Origin of the sequence: Streptomyces sp. NPDC003720, assembly GCF_042875075.1 — a bacterium.
Taxonomy (GTDB): Bacteria; Actinomycetota; Actinomycetes; order Streptomycetales; family Streptomycetaceae; genus Streptomyces.
Genome location: NZ_JBIANZ010000009.1, coordinates 393,401 through 410,334 on the forward strand (window position 1 = coordinate 393,401; position 16,934 = coordinate 410,334).

16 protein-coding genes are annotated in these 16,934 nt (G+C 72.1%); 8 read left to right on the plus strand and 8 right to left on the minus strand.

What is annotated here, in order from left to right:
- Positions 1-67: 67 nt before the first annotated feature.
- A complete protein-coding gene (locus ACFYU0_RS26170) occupies positions 68-2,032 on the minus strand; it encodes a streptophobe family protein (RefSeq protein WP_389304518.1) in 1,965 nt (654 codons plus the stop codon).
- Between the two features lie 241 nt (positions 2,033-2,273).
- Between ACFYU0_RS26170 and ACFYU0_RS26175 the strand changes: the two genes are divergently transcribed.
- A complete protein-coding gene (locus ACFYU0_RS26175) occupies positions 2,274-4,847 on the plus strand; it encodes an FHA domain-containing protein (protein ID WP_351673183.1) in 2,574 nt (857 codons plus the stop codon).
- 92 nt (positions 4,848-4,939) lie between these two features.
- On the opposite strand, the gene ACFYU0_RS26180 is transcribed toward ACFYU0_RS26175, so the two are convergent.
- The 3 genes from ACFYU0_RS26180 to ACFYU0_RS26190 form a co-directional block, all read right to left on the minus strand.
- On the minus strand, positions 4,940-5,683 hold the full coding sequence (locus ACFYU0_RS26180; RefSeq protein WP_351673149.1) for a transglycosylase SLT domain-containing protein: 744 nt from the start codon (positions 5,681-5,683) through the stop codon (positions 4,940-4,942).
- 328 nt (positions 5,684-6,011) lie between these two features.
- A complete protein-coding gene (locus ACFYU0_RS26185; protein WP_389304521.1) occupies positions 6,012-7,118 on the minus strand; it encodes an S-adenosylmethionine:tRNA ribosyltransferase-isomerase in 1,107 nt (368 codons plus the stop codon).
- Entirely contained in the window at positions 7,115-7,810 is a 696-nt protein-coding gene (locus ACFYU0_RS26190; RefSeq protein WP_389304523.1) for an SDR family NAD(P)-dependent oxidoreductase, read from the minus strand. The genes ACFYU0_RS26185 and ACFYU0_RS26190 overlap by 4 nt, the downstream gene beginning before the upstream one ends.
- A gap of 244 nt (positions 7,811-8,054) precedes the next feature.
- Here ACFYU0_RS26190 and ACFYU0_RS26195 point away from each other — a divergent pair, with 244 nt between their 5' ends.
- The 3 genes from ACFYU0_RS26195 to ACFYU0_RS26205 all read left to right on the plus strand — a co-directional run bounded on the left by ACFYU0_RS26195 (position 8,055) and on the right by ACFYU0_RS26205 (position 10,248).
- Complete coding sequence (locus ACFYU0_RS26195) at positions 8,055-9,200, plus strand: GAF domain-containing sensor histidine kinase (RefSeq protein ID WP_389304525.1); 1,146 nt, start codon at positions 8,055-8,057, stop codon at positions 9,198-9,200.
- Positions 9,193-9,834 carry a response regulator gene (locus ACFYU0_RS26200; RefSeq protein ID WP_389304527.1) on the plus strand — a complete coding sequence of 214 codons (642 nt, stop codon included), beginning with the start codon at positions 9,193-9,195 and terminating at the stop codon, positions 9,832-9,834. Before ACFYU0_RS26195 ends, ACFYU0_RS26200 begins: the two co-directional genes overlap by 8 nt.
- 168 nt (positions 9,835-10,002) lie before the next feature.
- Positions 10,003-10,248, plus strand: a complete 246-nt coding sequence (locus tag ACFYU0_RS26205; RefSeq protein ID WP_351673140.1) for a chaplin — start codon at positions 10,003-10,005, stop codon at positions 10,246-10,248.
- 90 nt (positions 10,249-10,338) lie between these two features.
- On the opposite strand, the gene ACFYU0_RS26210 is transcribed toward ACFYU0_RS26205, so the two are convergent.
- Positions 10,339-11,127: a hypothetical protein gene (locus ACFYU0_RS26210; RefSeq protein ID WP_351673138.1), complete on the minus strand. Its 789-nt coding sequence runs from the start codon at positions 11,125-11,127 to the stop codon at positions 10,339-10,341.
- Positions 11,128-11,278: 151 nt separating this feature from the next.
- Between ACFYU0_RS26210 and ACFYU0_RS26215 the strand changes: the two genes are divergently transcribed.
- The 3 genes from ACFYU0_RS26215 (at position 11,279) to ACFYU0_RS26225 (ending at position 13,644) form a co-directional block, all read left to right on the plus strand.
- Complete coding sequence (locus tag ACFYU0_RS26215) at positions 11,279-12,070, plus strand: ABC transporter ATP-binding protein (protein ID WP_351673136.1); 792 nt, start codon at positions 11,279-11,281, stop codon at positions 12,068-12,070.
- Positions 12,071-12,132: 62 nt separating this feature from the next.
- The gene (locus tag ACFYU0_RS26220; RefSeq protein WP_351673134.1) at positions 12,133-12,564 is read left to right on the plus strand and encodes an NfeD family protein; all 432 of its coding nucleotides are present in this window, start codon (positions 12,133-12,135) and stop codon (positions 12,562-12,564) included.
- A 111-nt stretch (positions 12,565-12,675) separates the two neighbouring features.
- Positions 12,676-13,644, plus strand: a complete 969-nt coding sequence (locus tag ACFYU0_RS26225; RefSeq protein ID WP_351673132.1) for an SPFH domain-containing protein — start codon at positions 12,676-12,678, stop codon at positions 13,642-13,644.
- 81 nt (positions 13,645-13,725) lie between these two features.
- Here ACFYU0_RS26225 and ACFYU0_RS26230 read toward each other — a convergent pair whose 3' ends face one another.
- The 3 genes from ACFYU0_RS26230 to ACFYU0_RS26240 all read right to left on the minus strand — a co-directional run bounded on the left by ACFYU0_RS26230 (position 13,726) and on the right by ACFYU0_RS26240 (position 15,765).
- A complete protein-coding gene (locus ACFYU0_RS26230) occupies positions 13,726-14,232 on the minus strand; it encodes an HNH endonuclease (RefSeq protein ID WP_351673130.1) in 507 nt (168 codons plus the stop codon).
- Between the two features lie 167 nt (positions 14,233-14,399).
- Positions 14,400-14,939 (minus strand): YbhB/YbcL family Raf kinase inhibitor-like protein, encoded by a 540-nt coding sequence (locus ACFYU0_RS26235; RefSeq protein WP_351673128.1) that lies wholly within the window; start codon positions 14,937-14,939, stop codon positions 14,400-14,402.
- A gap of 43 nt (positions 14,940-14,982) precedes the next feature.
- On the minus strand, positions 14,983-15,765 hold the full coding sequence (locus ACFYU0_RS26240; RefSeq protein ID WP_351673126.1) for a sporulation protein: 783 nt from the start codon (positions 15,763-15,765) through the stop codon (positions 14,983-14,985).
- A 100-nt stretch (positions 15,766-15,865) separates the two neighbouring features.
- Here ACFYU0_RS26240 and ACFYU0_RS26245 point away from each other — a divergent pair, with 100 nt between their 5' ends.
- Entirely contained in the window at positions 15,866-16,516 is a 651-nt protein-coding gene (locus ACFYU0_RS26245) for a DNA-3-methyladenine glycosylase (RefSeq protein ID WP_389304531.1), read from the plus strand.
- Positions 16,517-16,934: the final 418 nt, after the last annotated feature.

The window sequence follows — 16,934 nt, forward strand, 5'->3', positions numbered from 1 at the left end:
CAACAAGTGTCCACCCGATGTCCCGCATCTTGCCCGCAGTGGTCGCCCCGGCACACCCGTCCGCCGGTCACCTCCCGGTCCTCGGACGCGGGGGAGGCGGGGGAGGCGGCGGGGGCGTGCCGTCGTCCGGGCCGTCCGGCGAGCGATCCGGCGGGCGGGCGCCCGGACGGCTGCGGGGCGGGGGCGGGGGCAGCCGGCGGGAGATGGTCGGGGCGCCGTACATGTCGTCCCCGGCGGAGGGCGGCCGCGCGTCCTCGGGCTCGTCCCGCACCTCCTCCGGCACCCGGAGATAGGGGTTCGTGCCGGGGTTCGGCGGCCGGTACGGCCTGCCCGGCGCGTACGGCCCGGCCCCAGAGCCGGACAGCGGCCCATCGGAGCCACCGCCGGACAGCGGCGGCCCGGAGCCGTCGCCCGGCGCGGGGCGCCCGTGCCCCACGCCATCACCGGTCGAGGGGCGGCCGGGGCTCCCGGGGCGGTCACCGGACGCAGGGGACCCGGAGTACGCGGAGTGCCCGGAGCCATCGCCGTACCCCGTTCCCGCGCTGTACCCCGTTCCCGCGCCGAACCCTGCTCCCGCGCCGTACCCCGGTCCGCCGTACCCCGGTCCGCCGTACCCGGGTCCGTCGTCCCCCGCCGCGGCCGTCCCGCCTCGCGCGGGCCACGCCGCCCGGGCCCCCGCCGCCCCCAGCGCCCGGGCGAGCAGCGCTCCCGCTCCGCCGGCCCCGGCGCCCCACACGGCGCCCAGGAGCAGTGCCGCGCCCGTGCGGCCGTGCAGTTCGACGCCCGCGCCGAACGCGTCGAAGCCCAGCACGGACAGCGAGGCGTCCACCGAGACGTCCGTCAGCCAGGCCAGGAACGGCAGGGTCAGCGCGGTCGCGGCCCCGAGCCGCAGGGCGCACCGTCCGGCGAGGCCCGCCGCGCCCGTCCCGTCCGGCACCGGTGTGCGCACCGCGGTCAGCACCCCCGCCAGCAGCATCGCCGCGGCGGCGGCCACCGCGAGCAGCCACACCCGGCCGTCGAGACCGGCCAGCCGGCCGAGGGTGACGGGCTGGTCCCGCGCCGCGCCCAGCAGTTGGTCCAGCGGGTGGGGGAGCAGGGCGCCCAGGGCGCCGGTCGCCCGGCCGTCCCAGGGGACGAAGAGGCCGAGCGGGATGCCGAGCCACACCCCGTTCGGCGCGCCGAGCAGGGCCGCGCCGGCGATCCGCCCGGGGTGGTCGTCGCCGATCGCCGCGTACGCCGCCGCGGCCAGCCCGGCGACCACGGCCAGCAGCAGCACGGTGACGAGCGCCGAGACGGCCGGCCGCACCACCCGGTGCACGGCGTCCCAGCCCGGCGGCAGGGGAGCGCGGCGGGCGGCCAGCAGCGCGATCAGCAGCACGCCGGCGGACCAGCCGAGCCCGCCGAGGAGTGTGGGCACGGTGTCCACGGTGAAGCCGACGGCCGCCTTGGCGTGGATCAGGTCCCCGACCCGGTCCGGGAGCAGCCCGCCGATGTCGCCGAGGCCGGGGATGCCGGCGCCGCCCTTGCCGCCCCCGCCGGGCAGCTCGTCGAGACCCAGCGAGCCGCCGTCGAGGGTGACGACGTCGTGCCCGGCCCAGGCGAGTCCGCCCAGCATCGCCACGGAGAGGGCGACCACCGTGCCCGCCCTGGCGAGGAGTTCGGACGGCGCGATCACAACTCCCGCCGCACGCAGGGACCGCAGGAAGAACCACGCCAGCAGCAGGGCGCCGGCCAGGCTCACACCGAGTGGCGTGATCTCGACGGCGGTGTGCGCCTCACCGCCCTTGAGCCCGAAGGCGGACACGTCTGCGGACGGGGAGACCGAACCACCCGCCCCAAGAGCCACGACGGCCGCCGTCATCGGCCCCAGCGAGCCGGCCGCGTCCGCCCGGAGCAGGTGCAGCCCCAGTGCAGCCGTGGCCGTCATCCCCGCCAACGCCCAGCTCACCGCGGTGAACGCGGACAGCAGGATGTCCCCCCACGGCAGCGGCTCACCGGGCCGCGCGGTCCCGGCGCCTTTGGCAGCACTCATGGCAGACCCCCCGATCCGCGGCGCGGCACGGCTGCCGCGCTTGCCCCCCTCGCGGGGGATTACCACTCTCCGGCCCGGTATCAACCCCGTCAACGGCGCGAGTTGAGGCGCGTGAGGGCGCGCGTCGCAAGGCCCGGGTTTCGGTCACGGGGCCGAGCCTGAAATAGTTCCCCACGATGTTCGACATCCCTAGACTCCCTGTGATGGGGGAAATTCGGGGGACAACTCAGTGGGGCATGGAGTGCCGGAACTCGTACTGGAAACAAACGGACGGACCTGGACGCTGGAGCCGTCCAGGCCCTACACCCTCGGCCGCGATCCGCAGGGTGACATCGTCTTCGACGACGCCAGGGTGTCCTGGCGTCACGCCACGGTCAGTTTCAACGGCCGCAGTTGGGTCATCGAGGACCACGGGAGCACCAACGGCACGTTCGTGCGGGGCCAGCGGATCCAGCAGATGGAGATCGGCCCCGGCTCCGCGGTGCACCTGGGCAACGCGACCGACGGACCGCGGCTGGACCTCTCCGGCGCAGCGGTGGCCCAGCCCCGGCAGCAGGCGCAGTCCGCGCCGTACGCGGCTCAGGGCGCCGGGCCCGGCTGGGCGCAGCCCCAGGCCCCGCAGCCGCAGCAGGGGGTGCCGCACCAGGCGGCCGCGCACCAGCAGGCGCCGCAGGCCGACTGGCAGCGGTCGGGGGCGTCGCCGGCCTTCCCGCAGCAGCAGGGCGGTCCGGCCGAGAACCCGGTGCAGAAGACGCCCGGCGGCGCGGCGGGGGCGCCACCGGTCTACGGCGACCGCAGCCCGACCACGTTCCACCAGTTCGCCGTCGGCCGCGTCATGCGCATCGGCCGTGCCCTGGAGAACGAGCTGGTCGTCTCCGACCTGCAGGTCTCCCGCCACCACGCCGAGTTCCACTCGACGCCCGACGGCCGCTTCGAGATCCGCGACCTGGGCTCGCACAACGGCACCTACGTCAACGGCCAGCCGATCGCCAAGGGCGGTTCGGCGCTGCTCGGCCCGAACGACATCGTCGGTGTCGGCCACTCCACCTTCCGCATCGTCGGCGACCGGCTCGAGGAGTTCGTCGACACCGGTGAGGTCTCCTTCTCCGCGCGCCACCTGACCGTCACGGTCGACGGCGGCAAGCAGATCCTGAAGGACGTCTCCTTCGGCGTCCCGGAGAAGTCCCTGATCGCGGTCATCGGACCGTCCGGCTCCGGCAAGTCGACGCTGCTGAAGGCGCTCACCGGCTACCGGCCCGCCAACCAGGGCGAGGTGCTGTACGACAACCGGAACCTGTACAAGCAGTTCGCCGAGCTGCGCCAGCGCATCGGTCTGGTCCCGCAGGACGACATCCTGCACAAGGAGCTGACCGTCAAGAGGGCCCTGAAGTACGCGGCCAAGCTGCGCTTCCCGGCCGACACCACCGCCGCCGAGCGCGACGCCCGCATCGACGAGGTACTGCGCGAGCTCAAGCTGGACATCCACAAGGACAAGAAGGTCACCTCCCTGTCCGGCGGCCAGCGCAAGCGCGTCTCGGTCGCCCTGGAGCTGCTGACCAAGCCGTCGCTGATCTTCCTGGACGAGCCGACCTCTGGCCTCGACCCGGGCATGGACCGCGACGTGATGCAGCTCCTGCGCGGCCTCGCCGACGACGGCCGTACGGTCCTGGTGGTCACCCACTCGGTCGCCGAGCTGGCGATCTGCGACAAGCTCCTGGTGATGGCGCCGGGCGGCGCGGTCGCCTACTTCGGCCCGCCGGAGGAGGCGCTGAACTTCTTCGGCTACGACAGCTGGGCCGACGTCTTCTCCGCCTTCGAGAACTACCGCGACTACGACTGGGCGGGCCGCTGGAAGGGCTCGCAGCACTACCAGATGTACGCGGCGGACATCGACGCGGTCGCCCCGCAGTCCGTACACATGCCGCCGCCGCAGGCCATCAGGCCGCCCAAGCCGCAGGGCTGGGGCTCGCAGCTGATGACCCTGATCCGGCGCTACGTGGCCGTCATAGCGTCCGACAAGGGGTTCCTGGCGCTCACGGTGATCCTCCCGGCAGTCCTCGGCGCGGTCAGCCTGCTGATCGACTCGGACAAGGGCCTGCTGGTCAACCCGGTCAACCCGCGCACCGGCGTGCCCGTCCCGAACGGCACGGCGACCACCGTCCTGCTGATCCTCGCGGTCGGCGCGTGCTTCGCCGGCGCCGCGAACTCCGTGCGTGAGCTGATCAAGGAACGGGTCATCTACGAGCGGGAGCGCGCCACCGGCCTGTCCCGCTCGGCGTACCTGATGTCCAAGGTGGTCGTGCTGGGCGCCGTCACGGTGCTGCAGGGCCTGATGGTGGGCCTGATCGGCTTCTCCAGCCGGGAGATCCCCGGCCGGGGGCTGGTGCTCGGCGGCTCGACGCTGTTCGAGCTGTGCCTGCCGATCATGGCGCTCGGCTTCACCTCGATGATGTTCGGCCTGGTGATCTCCTCGCTGGTGAAGACCGCCGAAAAGACCATGCCGCTGCTGGTGATGTTCGCGATCATCCAGGTCGTCTTCACCGGATGCCTCTTCACCCTGCACGGCACGCTCGGCGTGAACGAGTTCTCGTACCTGATGCCGTCCCGCTGGGCGGTGGCCGCGGCCGGCGCCACGCTGGACTTCAACAAGATCGCCCCGAACACCGACGACCCGACCAGCACCGACCCGCTGTGGGACCACGCGGCCTCGGCCTGGGGCCTGGACATGGCCGCGCTGCTCGTGCTCGGTGTGATCTGCGGCTTCCTCGTCGCCCGCTTCCTGCGCAGGCACGAGCCGGAGGTCATGCGCAAGTGACCGCAGGCCGCGCGAGGCGCGGCCGTGCGACGCGAAGGGCGGCACCCCACCGGGGTGCCGCCCTTCCGCGTATGTCAGAGGTCCGCGCGACCTCAGTACGCGCTGTTCACGTTGTCGATCGTGCCGTACTTGTCGGCCGCGTAGTTGGCGGCGGCGGTGATGTTGGCGACCGGGTCGTAGATGTTCCACGAGGTGCCGGGCACGTGGTACGCCTTGAAGGTCGGCGGGATGACCTGCAGCAGGCCCTTCGACGGGATGCCGTTGATGGCGTTGATGTCCCAGTCGTTGATGGCCATCGGGTTGCCCGAGGACTCCCGCATGATGTTCTTGTGCAGACCGTGGTAGCTGCCCGGGATGCCCTTGGACTTCATGATGTCCAGGGACTGGCGGATCCAGCCGTCCAGGTTGTTCGAGTAGGTCTTGGCGGCGACCATCTGCATCGCGGGGCGCTGCGCGGAACGGCTCGCGGCCTTGTCGGCGCGCTCCTGCGCGGCCTTCTTGGCGGCGGCCTGGGCGGCGGCCTTCTTCGTCGCCTCGGCCTGCTGCTTGGCGGCGGCCTGCTTCTTGGCCTCGGCCTGCTGCTTGGCGACGGCGTCGAGCTTGACGGTCTGGCCGGCGAGCCGGTCGGTGAGCGAGCCCTTGACGTCCTTGACCGGCGTGTCGGCGTAGTGCACCTGCTGCGTGGCCGCGGCGTCGGTGGTGACGGTCTGGGCGTTGCCGGGGACGGCCGTGAAGGCCAGGGCGGCGGCACCGAGGGCGCCGACACCGGCGACGGCGATCTTGCGCTGCTTGGTCAGCGTAAGACTATAAGCACGAGTGAGGATGTTCTTGGGCATGGCTTGATGGACCTCTTCGATAGCGCGGAGGCCGCTCTCCTGCGTCCGCCGGGGGAATCGGTTCCTCCCGCACGAGGGCCGCGGCGGGAAACCGCGGCGCCGAGCGACGGAAGCAATTCTTAGCGGGCGCAAAATGCCCAGGCAAAGGTGTGACGTACGAAGCCGCATAGTGGATCAGGGAAGGGCAAAACGGGACAGACAGGGCCGTCTGTCCCGTTCACCTATGGGTGGTTTATCTCCTATGCACTTTCGTACGTGACGTGGGCCCTATGCGCGGGCTCACACCGCCGTCGCGCCCATCTCACCGCGAGTTGCCGTCGCAACGCACTCAGTGAGTGGATTCCGCGGGCAGGATGAGGTGCACGTCCCCGAACTCGTGCCACAGGTAGCGCCCGCGCAGCGCCTCCTCGTAGGCGCGGCCCACCGCGGCCCGGCCGGCGACCGCCTCCAGCATCAGCAGATGCGAGGCCTCCGGCTCGTGCAGCCCGGTCAGCAGCCCGTCCACCGCGTGTACCCCGCGCTCGGGCGTGACCACCAGATCGGTCCATCCCCCGTCCGCCCGCACCACCCCGCCCGGACCCGCCGCCGACTCCACCGCCCGCACGGCCGTCGTCCCCACCGCGACGACCCGGCCGCCACCAGCCCGAGCGGCGTTGATCAGCCGCGCCGACGCCTCCGGGACCCGGTACCGCTCCGGGTACGGCGGCTCGTGCGCCTCCGCCGAGGCCACCCCCGTGTGCAGCGTCACCGGCGCGAACTGCACCCCCCGGCGCACCAGCTCCACCACCAGCCGCTCCGTGAAGGGACGCGCCGCGCTCGGCATCTCCGCGCTGCCCGTCCCGTCCGCCTCGGGCAGCGCGAACACCGTCTGGTACACCGACAGCGGCTGGTCCCGCTCCGTGTAGGAGTAGCGAATGGGCCGCCCGTGCTCCCGGAGCACCCCGAGCACCTCCGTCCCGGCCGGCCGGGCCCACCGCAGCCGGTCGCCCCGCCCGTCCAGCGGCTCCTCCAGCACCAGCCGCGCCCCGCCGGGCAAGCGCACCACTGCACCCGCGGGCACGCCCGCGCGCATTCCCGCGGGGCCGCCCGCACCCGCACCCGCGAAGGCACCCGCACGCGCGCGCGTGGTGCCCCGCCCGTCCGGTTCCCGAAGCTCCACCGCCCAGCGGCCGTCGTCCCCGCGGGTGGAGAAGTGCACCACCACACGCGTGTGCCCGATCCGGCCGTTCACCGCCGCGGCCAGCGTGGGCGAGGTGTTCACCACCAGCAGGTCCCCGGCCCGCAGCAGCGCCGGGAGCTCCTGGAAAACGTGGTGCGCCACCTCGGTGCCGTGCGACACCAGCAGCCGTACGGCGTCCCGGTCCAGGCCGGGCCCGCGCTGCTCGGCCGGCACGCGCGCCGACAGCTCCTCGGGCACCGTCGGGGCGGTGGTCATCGTGCCTCCAGCAGCGCCGGCGCCGTGTACCGCCCGCTCGCCGGACGCTCGTCCAGCAGCCGCAGGAACGCCGGCACCACGCGCGCGGGCGCGGGCCGCGGCTCGTCGTCGTCCGGTACGGCCGCCGCGTACAGGTCCGTCGCCATGTCCCCGGGGTCCACCGCCCACACCCGCAGGTCCGGCTCCTCCCGGCCGAGCACCGCAGCGAGCTGGTCCAGGGCCGCCTTCGAGGCGCCGTACCCGCCCCACGTCCCGTACGCCTCCACCGCCGCGTCCGAGCTGACCGTGACCACCGTGCCCGCCGCCGACCTCCGCAGCAGCGGCAGCGCCTCCCGGACCAGGCCGAGCGCCGCGACGACGTTCACCTCCAGCGCCCGCCGCAGCCCTTCCGGGGGCAGCTCCGCAAGCGGCACCAGCGGCTCGGCGCCCAGCGCGCTCGCGTTGCTCACCACCAGGTCGACCCCGCCCAGCCGCCGCGCTACGGCCACCAGCGCGGCCCGGTGCCCGGCGTCCGTGACGTCCCCGGGCACCGCCGTCACGCGCGTCCCGTGCCCGGCGACCGCCTCCGCCGTCCGCTCCAGCGGCCCGGCGCCCCGGGCGTCCAGCACCAGATCCCAGCCGCGCGCGGCCAGCCCCTCGGCGAGCGCCCGCCCCAGCCCCTTGGAGGCCCCCGTGATGATCGCTACCGGCATGACAACCGTCCCCTCGTCATCCGGGGCCTCGGCGCCCCGGCCGCCCCGCCGGGCGGTGACCTCAACCTAGGAACGGCCGGCCCCGCGCCGCCTCGGACGCGGGCACCAGAGCGGCGGGGCCCTTCGGCGTACGCCGCACGGCCGGGGCCGGGGGGCCTACCCCCAGCGTCCTAGGACCCGCGGAGGGGGTCCCGCCGCCACCGGTCCGATCCGCGCCGGCGTAACCCGCCGGTACCGTGAGGACATGAGTCAAGGCCCCCGGTCCGGCCTCGCCGCGGTGAGTTCCGCGCTGCTGGCCATGAGCAGGCACCTCGAGGTGCGCGACGTCCTGAAGACGATCGTCGCCTCGGCCCGTGAACTGCTCGACGCGCAGTACGCCGCCCTCGGCGTCCCCGACGACCACGGCGGCTTCGCGCAGTTCGTCGTCGACGGCGTCAGCGACGCCCAGTGGAAGGCCATCGGGCCGCTGCCCCGCCGGCACGGCATCCTCGCCGCCATGCTGGACGAGGCACGGCCCGAGCGCCTCGCCGACGTCCGCAAGGACCCCCGCTTCGAGGGCTGGCCCTCAGCCCACCCCGACATGTCCGACTTCCTGGGCCTGCCGGTCAAGGACGGCGAGGAGGTCATCGCGGCCCTGTTCCTCGCCAACAAGCGCTGCCCCAAGCCCGAGGGGAGCTGCGGCTTCACCGAGGAGGACGAGGAACTGCTCGCCATCCTCGCCCAGCACGCCGCGATCGCCCTCACCAACGCCCGCCTGTACGAGCGCAGTCGCGAGCTGACCATCGCCGAGGAGCGCTCCCGGCTCGCCCACGAACTGCACGACGCGGTCAGCCAGAAGCTCTTCTCCCTGCGTCTGACCGCCCAGGCCGCGGCCGCCCTGGTCGACCGCGATCCCGCCCGCGCCAAGGGCGAGTTGCACCAGGTCGCCGTGCTCGCCGCCGAGGCGGCCGACGAACTGCGAGCCGCAGTCGTGGAGTTGCGTCCGGCCGCGCTGGACGAGGACGGTCTGATCGCCACCCTGCGCACCCAGATACAGGTCCTCGACCGCGCCCACACCGCGCGCGTGAGCTTCGCGGCCAACGGCTTCCGCGCCCTGCCCGCGGCCCAGGAGGAGGCGGTGCTGCGGGTCGCCCAGGAGGCCCTGCACAACGCCCTGCGCCACTCGGGCGCCGAGCACGTCCGGGTGACCGTGGACCGGCGCGGCGGCGGTGCCGTCCTGCGGGTCGCCGACGACGGCAGCGGTTTCGACCCCACGGCGGTGCGCCGGGCCGGACGCCATCTGGGACTGGTGTCGATGCGGGACCGGGCCGGCGGGGTCGGCGGCACCCTCACCGTGCACGCGGCGCCCGGCAGGGGCACCACGATCGAGATGGAGGTACCCGGTGGTTGACCCGATCAGAGTGCTGCTCGTCGACGACCACCAGGTCGTCCGCCGGGGCCTGCGCACCTTCCTGGAGGTGCAGGACGACATCGAGGTCGTCGGCGAGGCCGCGGACGGCGCCGAGGGAGTCGCCCGCGCCGAGGAACTGCGGCCCGACGTCGTCCTCATGGACGTCAAGATGCCGGGCACGGACGGCATCGACGCACTGCGCAGGCTCCGCGAACTCGACAACCCCGCGCGCGTGCTCATCGTCACCAGCTTCACCGAACAGCGCACGGTCGTACCGGCCCTGCGCGCGGGCGCCGCCGGGTACGTCTACAAGGACGTGGACCCCGACGCGCTCGCCGGCGCCATCCGGTCCGTGCACGCCGGGCACGTCCTGCTCCAGCCCGAGGTCGCCGACGCCCTGCTCTCCCAGGAAGAGGCCAACTCCGGTCAGGGCAGAGCGGGTTCGCTCACCGACCGGGAGCGGGAGGTGCTCGGCCTGATAGCCGACGGCCGCTCCAACCGGGAGATCGCCCGCGCCCTGGTGCTCTCCGAGAAGACCGTCAAGACGCATGTGTCCAACATCCTCATGAAGCTCGACCTGGCCGACCGCACCCAGGCCGCCCTGTGGGCCGTGCGCCACGGCGTGGCCGGCTGAGGCCGCCCCGGCGCCTCGTTCGCCAGGGCGCGGAAGGTTCCGTTCCGGGCTGAGATTCATACCGTCGTGGGAATATCACCCGGATGGCCGTACCCTCCGGCGGCCCCCGCCGTTCTCCAGTGCGTGCCGCGGTGATCGCCGCGGTGGACACCTAGGAGGGGTTGGACAGTGAAGAACCTGAAGAAGGCGGCGACCGTGGCGATGGTGACCGGGGGACTGGTGGCCGCGGGCGCGGGCATGGCCTCCGCCACGGACGGCGCCTGGGCCGGCGGTGCGGCCAAGGGCTCTCCGGGTGTCGTCTCGGGCAACGTCGTCCAGGCCCCGGTGCACGTCCCGGTGAACGTGGTCGGCAACAGCGTCAACGTCATCGGCGTGCTGAACCCGGCCTTCGGCAACCTCGGCATCAACCACTGAGGTCCGCCGCCGGTGACCGCGGGCCCTCCCGGATCCTCCCCCGGGAAGGCCCGCGGTCCCGTCGCGGCCGGCCCCAGGGCGCCAGCAGGCTCAGCGCAGGCCCCGCTCCCGCTCCTCCACCATGGAGTTGTACGCGGCCACCTGCGCCCGCCGCGCGGTCCGCTCCACCGGCCGCAGCGCCGCGCCCCGCGCCGCCATCTCCGACGCGCTCACCGCACCGCCGTGCCCCTTGCCGTACGCCAGGGACACCAGCAGACCCACCCGCTGGGCCAGCTCGAGCACCCGCACCGCACGCGGCGGGTACCCCGGGGCCAGCACCTCCCGGCCCCGCTCGGCCCGCGCCCGGTACGCGTCGATCGCCGCCTCCGCCACCGGCCCCGACCCGGCGACGTCCAGCTTCGCCAGCACCTCGGTCGCCTCCCGCAGCGCCTCGGCCAGCTCCCGCTCGGCCTCACCCAGCGAGGGCACGTCGGCGGGCGGCGCCTCCCGCACCGGCAGCACATGCCAGACCACCTCGACATGTACATCACCGTCCGGACCGGCCGAGTGGACCTCCGGAACCAGTCCGATCGCCGCCCCGAAGCAGAGCACCGCCTCCTCGGCCTCCAGCGCCCGCGCGTTGAAGTCCGGCGGACCGCTCAGCCCCAGCGGATGACCGGGCGCGGGCAGCGCCACCCGCAGGCCCGTCACCCCCAGCGCCCGCAGCCGGCCCAGCGCGAGCGTGAGCCCGGCAGGCGCCGGATCACCCGGCAGCCCCTGCACCCGGTGCACGGCGTCCTCGCCCACGACGGCGAGCGCGGCGTCATCCGGAGAGACAAGTCCGGCCAGAAGGGCGTTTCCCCAAGCGGCGAGGCGTCCTGAACGCGGTTCCGAGAGCATGCCCCCACCCTAAGGACCGGACCGATGGAATGGTGCGGGGCACTCGTGGCGTAGATTTCATAGGGGCTGCGCCCACCGGCGCGGCGGCCCGAGCCACAGGCGTACGCGACCAGCCGAGACCGGCCACACTGCAAGGGGAGACAACGCGCTCATGAGCGATGTTCTGGAGCTTCAGGACGTATCCGTGGTCCGTGAGGGCCGGGCTCTGGTGGACCAGGTCTCCTGGTCGGTGAAGGAGGGCGAGCGCTGGGTCATCCTCGGCCCGAACGGCGCCGGCAAGACCACCCTCCTGAACGTCGCCTCCAGCTACCTCTTCCCCAGCAAGGGCACCGCCACCATCCTCGGCGACACCCTCGGCAAGGTCGACGTCTTCGACCTGCGCCCCCGCATCGGCGTCGCCGGCATCGCCATGGCCGAGAAGCTCCCCAAGCGCCAGACCGTGCTCCAGACCGTCCTCACCGCCGCCTACGGCATGACCGCCGGCTGGCAGGAGGAGTACGACGAGGTCGACGAGCAGCGCGCCCGCGCCTTCCTCGACCGCCTCGGCATGAGCGACTACCTCGACCGCCGCTTCGGCACCCTCTCCGAGGGCGAGCGCAAGCGCACCCTGATCGCCCGCGCCCTGATGACCGACCCCGAGCTGCTGCTGCTCGACGAGCCCGCCGCCGGCCTCGACCTCGGCGGCCGCGAGGACCTGGTGCGCCGCCTCGGCCGGCTCGCCCGCGACCCCATCGCCCCCTCGATGATCATGGTGACCCACCATGTCGAGGAGATCGCCCCCGGCTTCACCCACGTCCTCATGATCCGCCAGGGCAAGGTCCTCGCCGCCGGCCCGATCGAGCTCGAACTGACCTCCCGCAACCTTTCCCTCTGCTTCGGGCTCCCGCTCGTCGTCGAGCAGGTCGGCGACCGCTGGACCGCGCAGGGCCTGCCCCTGTCCTGACGGCCGGTCGCACCCCCGTTCGCGCCCTGTCCGCCGCCGGACCGCGGTCCTACCATGACCCTGTGAACGACATCGACGCATGGGTGTGGTGGCTCGTCGGCGCGGCGGCGCTCGGAATCCCCCTCGTGGTCACCGCGATGCCGGAGTTCGGCATGTTCGCGGTCGGAGCGGTCGCGGCCGCGGTGGCCGCCGGTCTCGGCTTCGGCGTGGTGATCCAGGTGCTCGCCTTCGTCGTCGTCTCCGTCGCCCTGATCGCCGTGGTCCGCCCCATCGCCGCCCGGCACGGCAGCCAGCGGCCCCAACTGGCCACCGGTGTCGACGCCCTGAGGGGAAAGCAGGCAGTCGTCCTGGAACGCGTCGACGGCTCCGGCGGCCGCATCAAACTCGCCGGGGAGATCTGGTCGGCCCGCTCCCTCGACACCGGCCGCGCCTACGACGTGGGCCAGGAGGTGGACGTCGTGGAGATCGAAGGGGCCACCGCGATCGTCATCTGAGCCGTCCTGCCCACGAGTTGTGCGACGGTCTGTCAGACTCGACCAGCAAGATCCTCAACGGCGACTGGACCCGTTGAAGGAGCCGAGGCGGAGAGGGGTACGGGGAACACGATGGAACCGGTCATCATCGTCCTGATCATTCTGGTGGTGTTGGTCTTCATCGCCCTGATCAAGACCATCCAGGTCATTCCACAGGCCAGCGCCGCCATCGTCGAGCGCTTCGGCCGCTACACGCGGACCCTGAACGCGGGCCTCAACATCGTGGTCCCGTTCATCGACACCATCCGCAACCGCATCGACCTGCGCGAACAAGTCGTCCCGTTCCCGCCCCAGCCGGTGATCACCCAGGACAACCTGGTCGTGAACATCGACACCGTCATCTACTACCAGGTGACCGACGCCCGGGCCGCCACCTACGAGGTCGCCAGCTACATCCAGGCCATCGAGCAGCTCACGGTCACCACCCTGCGCAACATCATCGGCGGCATGGACCTCGAACGCACCCTGACCTCCCGCGAGGAGATCAACGCGGCCCTGCGCGGCGTCCTCGACGAGGCCACCGGCAAGTGGGGCATCCGCGTCAACCGCGTGGAACTGAAGGCCATCGAACCGCCCACCTCCATCCAGGACTCGATGGAGAAGCAGATGCGCGCCGACCGCGACAAGCGCGCCGCGATCCTCACCGCCGAAGGTACGCGCCAGGCCGCCATCCTGACCGCCGAGGGCGAGAAGCAGTCCCAGATCCTGCGCGCCGAGGGTGAGGCCAAGGCCGCCGCGCTCCGCGCCGAGGGCGAGGCCCAGGCCGTCCGCACGGTCTTCGAGGCGATCCACGCCGGGGACCCCGACCAGAAGCTCCTCTCCTACCAGTACCTCCAGATGCTCCCGAAGATCGCCGAAGGCGACGCCAACAAGCTCTGGATCGTCCCCAGCGAGATCGGCGACGCCCTCAAGGGCCTGTCCGGCGCCATGGGCAACTTCGGCCCCCTCGGCGGCGGTCAGCCGGGCAACGGCGGCAACTCCGTCCCCGCGCAGAACAACGGCCCCCACACGGAACGCCGCGAGAAGCCGTCGATCGACTGACACCGCACGACGCGACGACCCCGCGCCCTTCCACGGGCGCGGGGTCGTTTCGTTCCACCGCCGGGGCCGCGAATCCGGTGACTAGGCCGCTTCCCGCGTGAGCCACTCGGGGAGCGCCGCCATGTCCTCGTGTCCCAGGGCCAGCAGCATCGCATCGGCCGGCGTCGGCTCGAACGGCTCCCGCAGCAGGGCCATACCGGCCTCCTCGGGAGTCCGGTTCGCCTTGCGGTGATTGTCCTCGGCGCAGGCGGCCACCGTGTTCAGCCAGGTGTCCTGCCCGCCCTGCGCCCGCGGCAGCACATGGTCCACGGTCGTCGCCCTGCGTCCGCAGTAGGCGCACCGGTGCCGGTCCCGGACCAGCACGCCCCGTCTCGACCAGGGCGCTTGTCTTCGGAACGGCACCCGTACGTATCTGCAGAGCCTGATCACCCGGGGCGCCGGTATGTCGACCTCGGCACCGCGCATGCGCAGTACGGGATGGGCCTGTTCGACGACGGCCTTGTCCTGCAGCACCAGGACAACGGCCCGGTTCAGAGTCACCGTCGACAGCGGCTCGAAGCTCGCGTTCAGAACCAGCGTGTCACGCATCCAGCCCACCTCCCGTGCGCACCTGCCCACCCCCCGGCGGGCTCGGATCAACTCTGTACGGGCGCGCCGAGATGGACAACGCAATAAAAAATGCCCGCCCCTGATCACTTCCAAGACCAGAGGCGGGCAAACGTTCAATGAACGCTTGGCTGGATCGACGCGCTGCGTCAGCCCTCGGCGGGCGTCTCGTACTCACCGATGAGCTGGGCACGCGCGATCGCGTGGAACCGCAGATTGAAACCGACGACCGCCGGAGAGACGTCCGAATCCGGACCGAGCTTCTCCTGGTCCACCGCGTACACCGTGAAGACGTACCGGTGCGGGCCGTCGCCCGGCGGCGGCGCGGCGCCACCGAAGTCCTTGGACCCGTAGTCGTTGCGGACGTGCACGGCGCCCTCGGGCAGCCCCTCGAACTTGCCGCTGCCCGCACCCGCCGGCAGTTCCGTCACGGAGGCCGGGATGTCGAACAGCACCCAGTGCCAGAACCCGCTGCCGGTCGGCGCGTCGGGGTCGTAACAGGTCACGGCGAAGCTCTTGGTCTCGGCGGGGAAGCCCTCCCAGCGCAGCTGCGGCGAGGTGTTCCCCTCCGCCTGGACCTGGGCGCTCCCCAGCGTCGCACCCTCCTCGACGTCCTCGCTCGTCACCGTGAACGACGGGACGGGCGGATGGAAGTCGTGGGGGAGCGGCCGCCGCTTGAGCTCGGTCACCTCGGTACCTCCTGATCGATTACTGGAATCAGCAGTTCCGAGCCTAGAACCAGTTCCGCCTGGAGCCGACCTCGGACAGCCACTGGTTGAGGTAGGCCGCCCAGTCGGTCCCGTGGTAGTCGTCAAGACCCACCTGGAAGGAGCGGAAGGTGTCCGAGCCCTCGCTGAACAGACCCGGCTTCTTGTCCATCTCCAGGACGACGTCCATGGCGTGCTCGTCGGCCACGAAGCTCAGCTCAACCTGGTTCAGCCCGCGGTACTGCGACGGCGGGAAGAACTCGATCTCCTGGTAGAAGGGCAGCCGCTGCCGCGTACCCCGGATGTGGCCGCGCTCCATGTCCGCGCTCTTGAAGCGGAAGCCGAGCTGGATGAAGGCGTCCAGGATCGCCTTCTGCGCCGGCAGCGGGTGCACGTTGATCGGGTCGAGGTCGCCGGAGTCCACCGCGCGGGCGATCTGCAGCTCGGTGGACACACCGATGTTCATGCCGCGCAGCGCCTGCCCGTCGATCATCGTGACCGGCGTCTCCCAGGGGATCTCGAGCCCGAACGGCACCGCGTGCACCGCCCCCGCCTGCAGCTCGAAGGCACCGCCGAGCCGCACCTTGGTGAACTCGATGTCCTGCTTGTACTCCTGGTCGCCGCTCTCCACCTCGACCTTGGCCTGCAGGCCCACGGACAGACCCTCGATGGCCTGGTTCACGGACCCGCCCTGGATCCGCACCTCGCCCTGGACGACACCGCCCGGTACGACGTTGACCTCGGTGAGCACCGTCTCGACCGAGGCCCCGCCGGCCCCGAGGCTCGCGAGCAGCTTCTTGAACGCCATGACTCTCCCTTTACGAAAGGACCCTCGCCCCGTACAAACGCGATCGGGCCATCAGCGGTTCCGGCCGGGCGCACACCCGTCTGGGCTACCCTCGGAGGGCATGATCGCGTCCCCGGACCGTATGCCACTGCCCCGAGACTTCTTCGACCGCCCCGTGCTCCAGGTCGCACCCGATCTGCTGGGCCGCATCCTGGTCCGTACGACTCCCGACGGCCCGATCGCGGTACGCATCACCGAGGTCGAGGCGTACGACGGTCCGAACGACCCCGGCTCGCACGCCTACCGCGGCCGCACCGCCCGGAACGAGGTCATGTTCGGCGAGCCCGGACATGTGTACGTCTACTTCACCTATGGCATGTGGCACTGCATGAACCTCGTCTGCGGCCCCGAGGGCGTCGCGAGCGCCGTGCTGCTCCGGGCCGGCGAGGTCGTCGAGGGCGCCGAGCTGGCACGCGAACGCAGGGTTTCGGCCCGGAACGACAAGGAACTGGCCAAGGGCCCGGCCCGCCTCGCCACGGCCCTGGGGGTGGACCGCGCCCTCGACGGCACGGACGCGTGCGCGGCCGGCGATACGCCGCTGAGGATGCTGACCGGCACCCCGGTCGCGTCCGACCAGGTACGGAACGGTCCGCGCACCGGGGTCGCCGGCGAGGGCGGCGACGGCGACGTCCACCCCTGGCGCTTCTGGGTGGCCAACGACCCGACCGTGAGCCCCTATCGGGCCCACGTGCCGAGGCGCCGCCGGAGTTGACTCCGCACTGGAAGGTGCGTAATGTGGCCCGAGCCGCTGAACCGGGTACGGCGATCGCCTGCAGCCGGAGCGGCCAACCCACTACCTAGCTACAACCCCTGAGCGGGGTCGATTGTGGCGCGCCCGCGCGTTCAATTCGAACTCGCCGGACTCGATTATGAGTCGCCGGGAGAATCGGCTAACGTAGTGAATGTCGAAAGGTCGACGGGCGAAAGCCCAAGGCCGGCCGGCAAATCCCGCCGACAGGGAATCGGACGCCGAGAGGATCTGATAAAGTCGGAACCGCCGGAAAGGGAAACGCGAGAGCGGGAACCTGGAAAGCACCGAGGAAATCGGGTCGAGAAAAGATCTGATAGAGTCGGAAACGCAAGAACGAAGGGAAGCGCCCGGAGGAAAGCCCGAGAGGGTGAGTACAAAG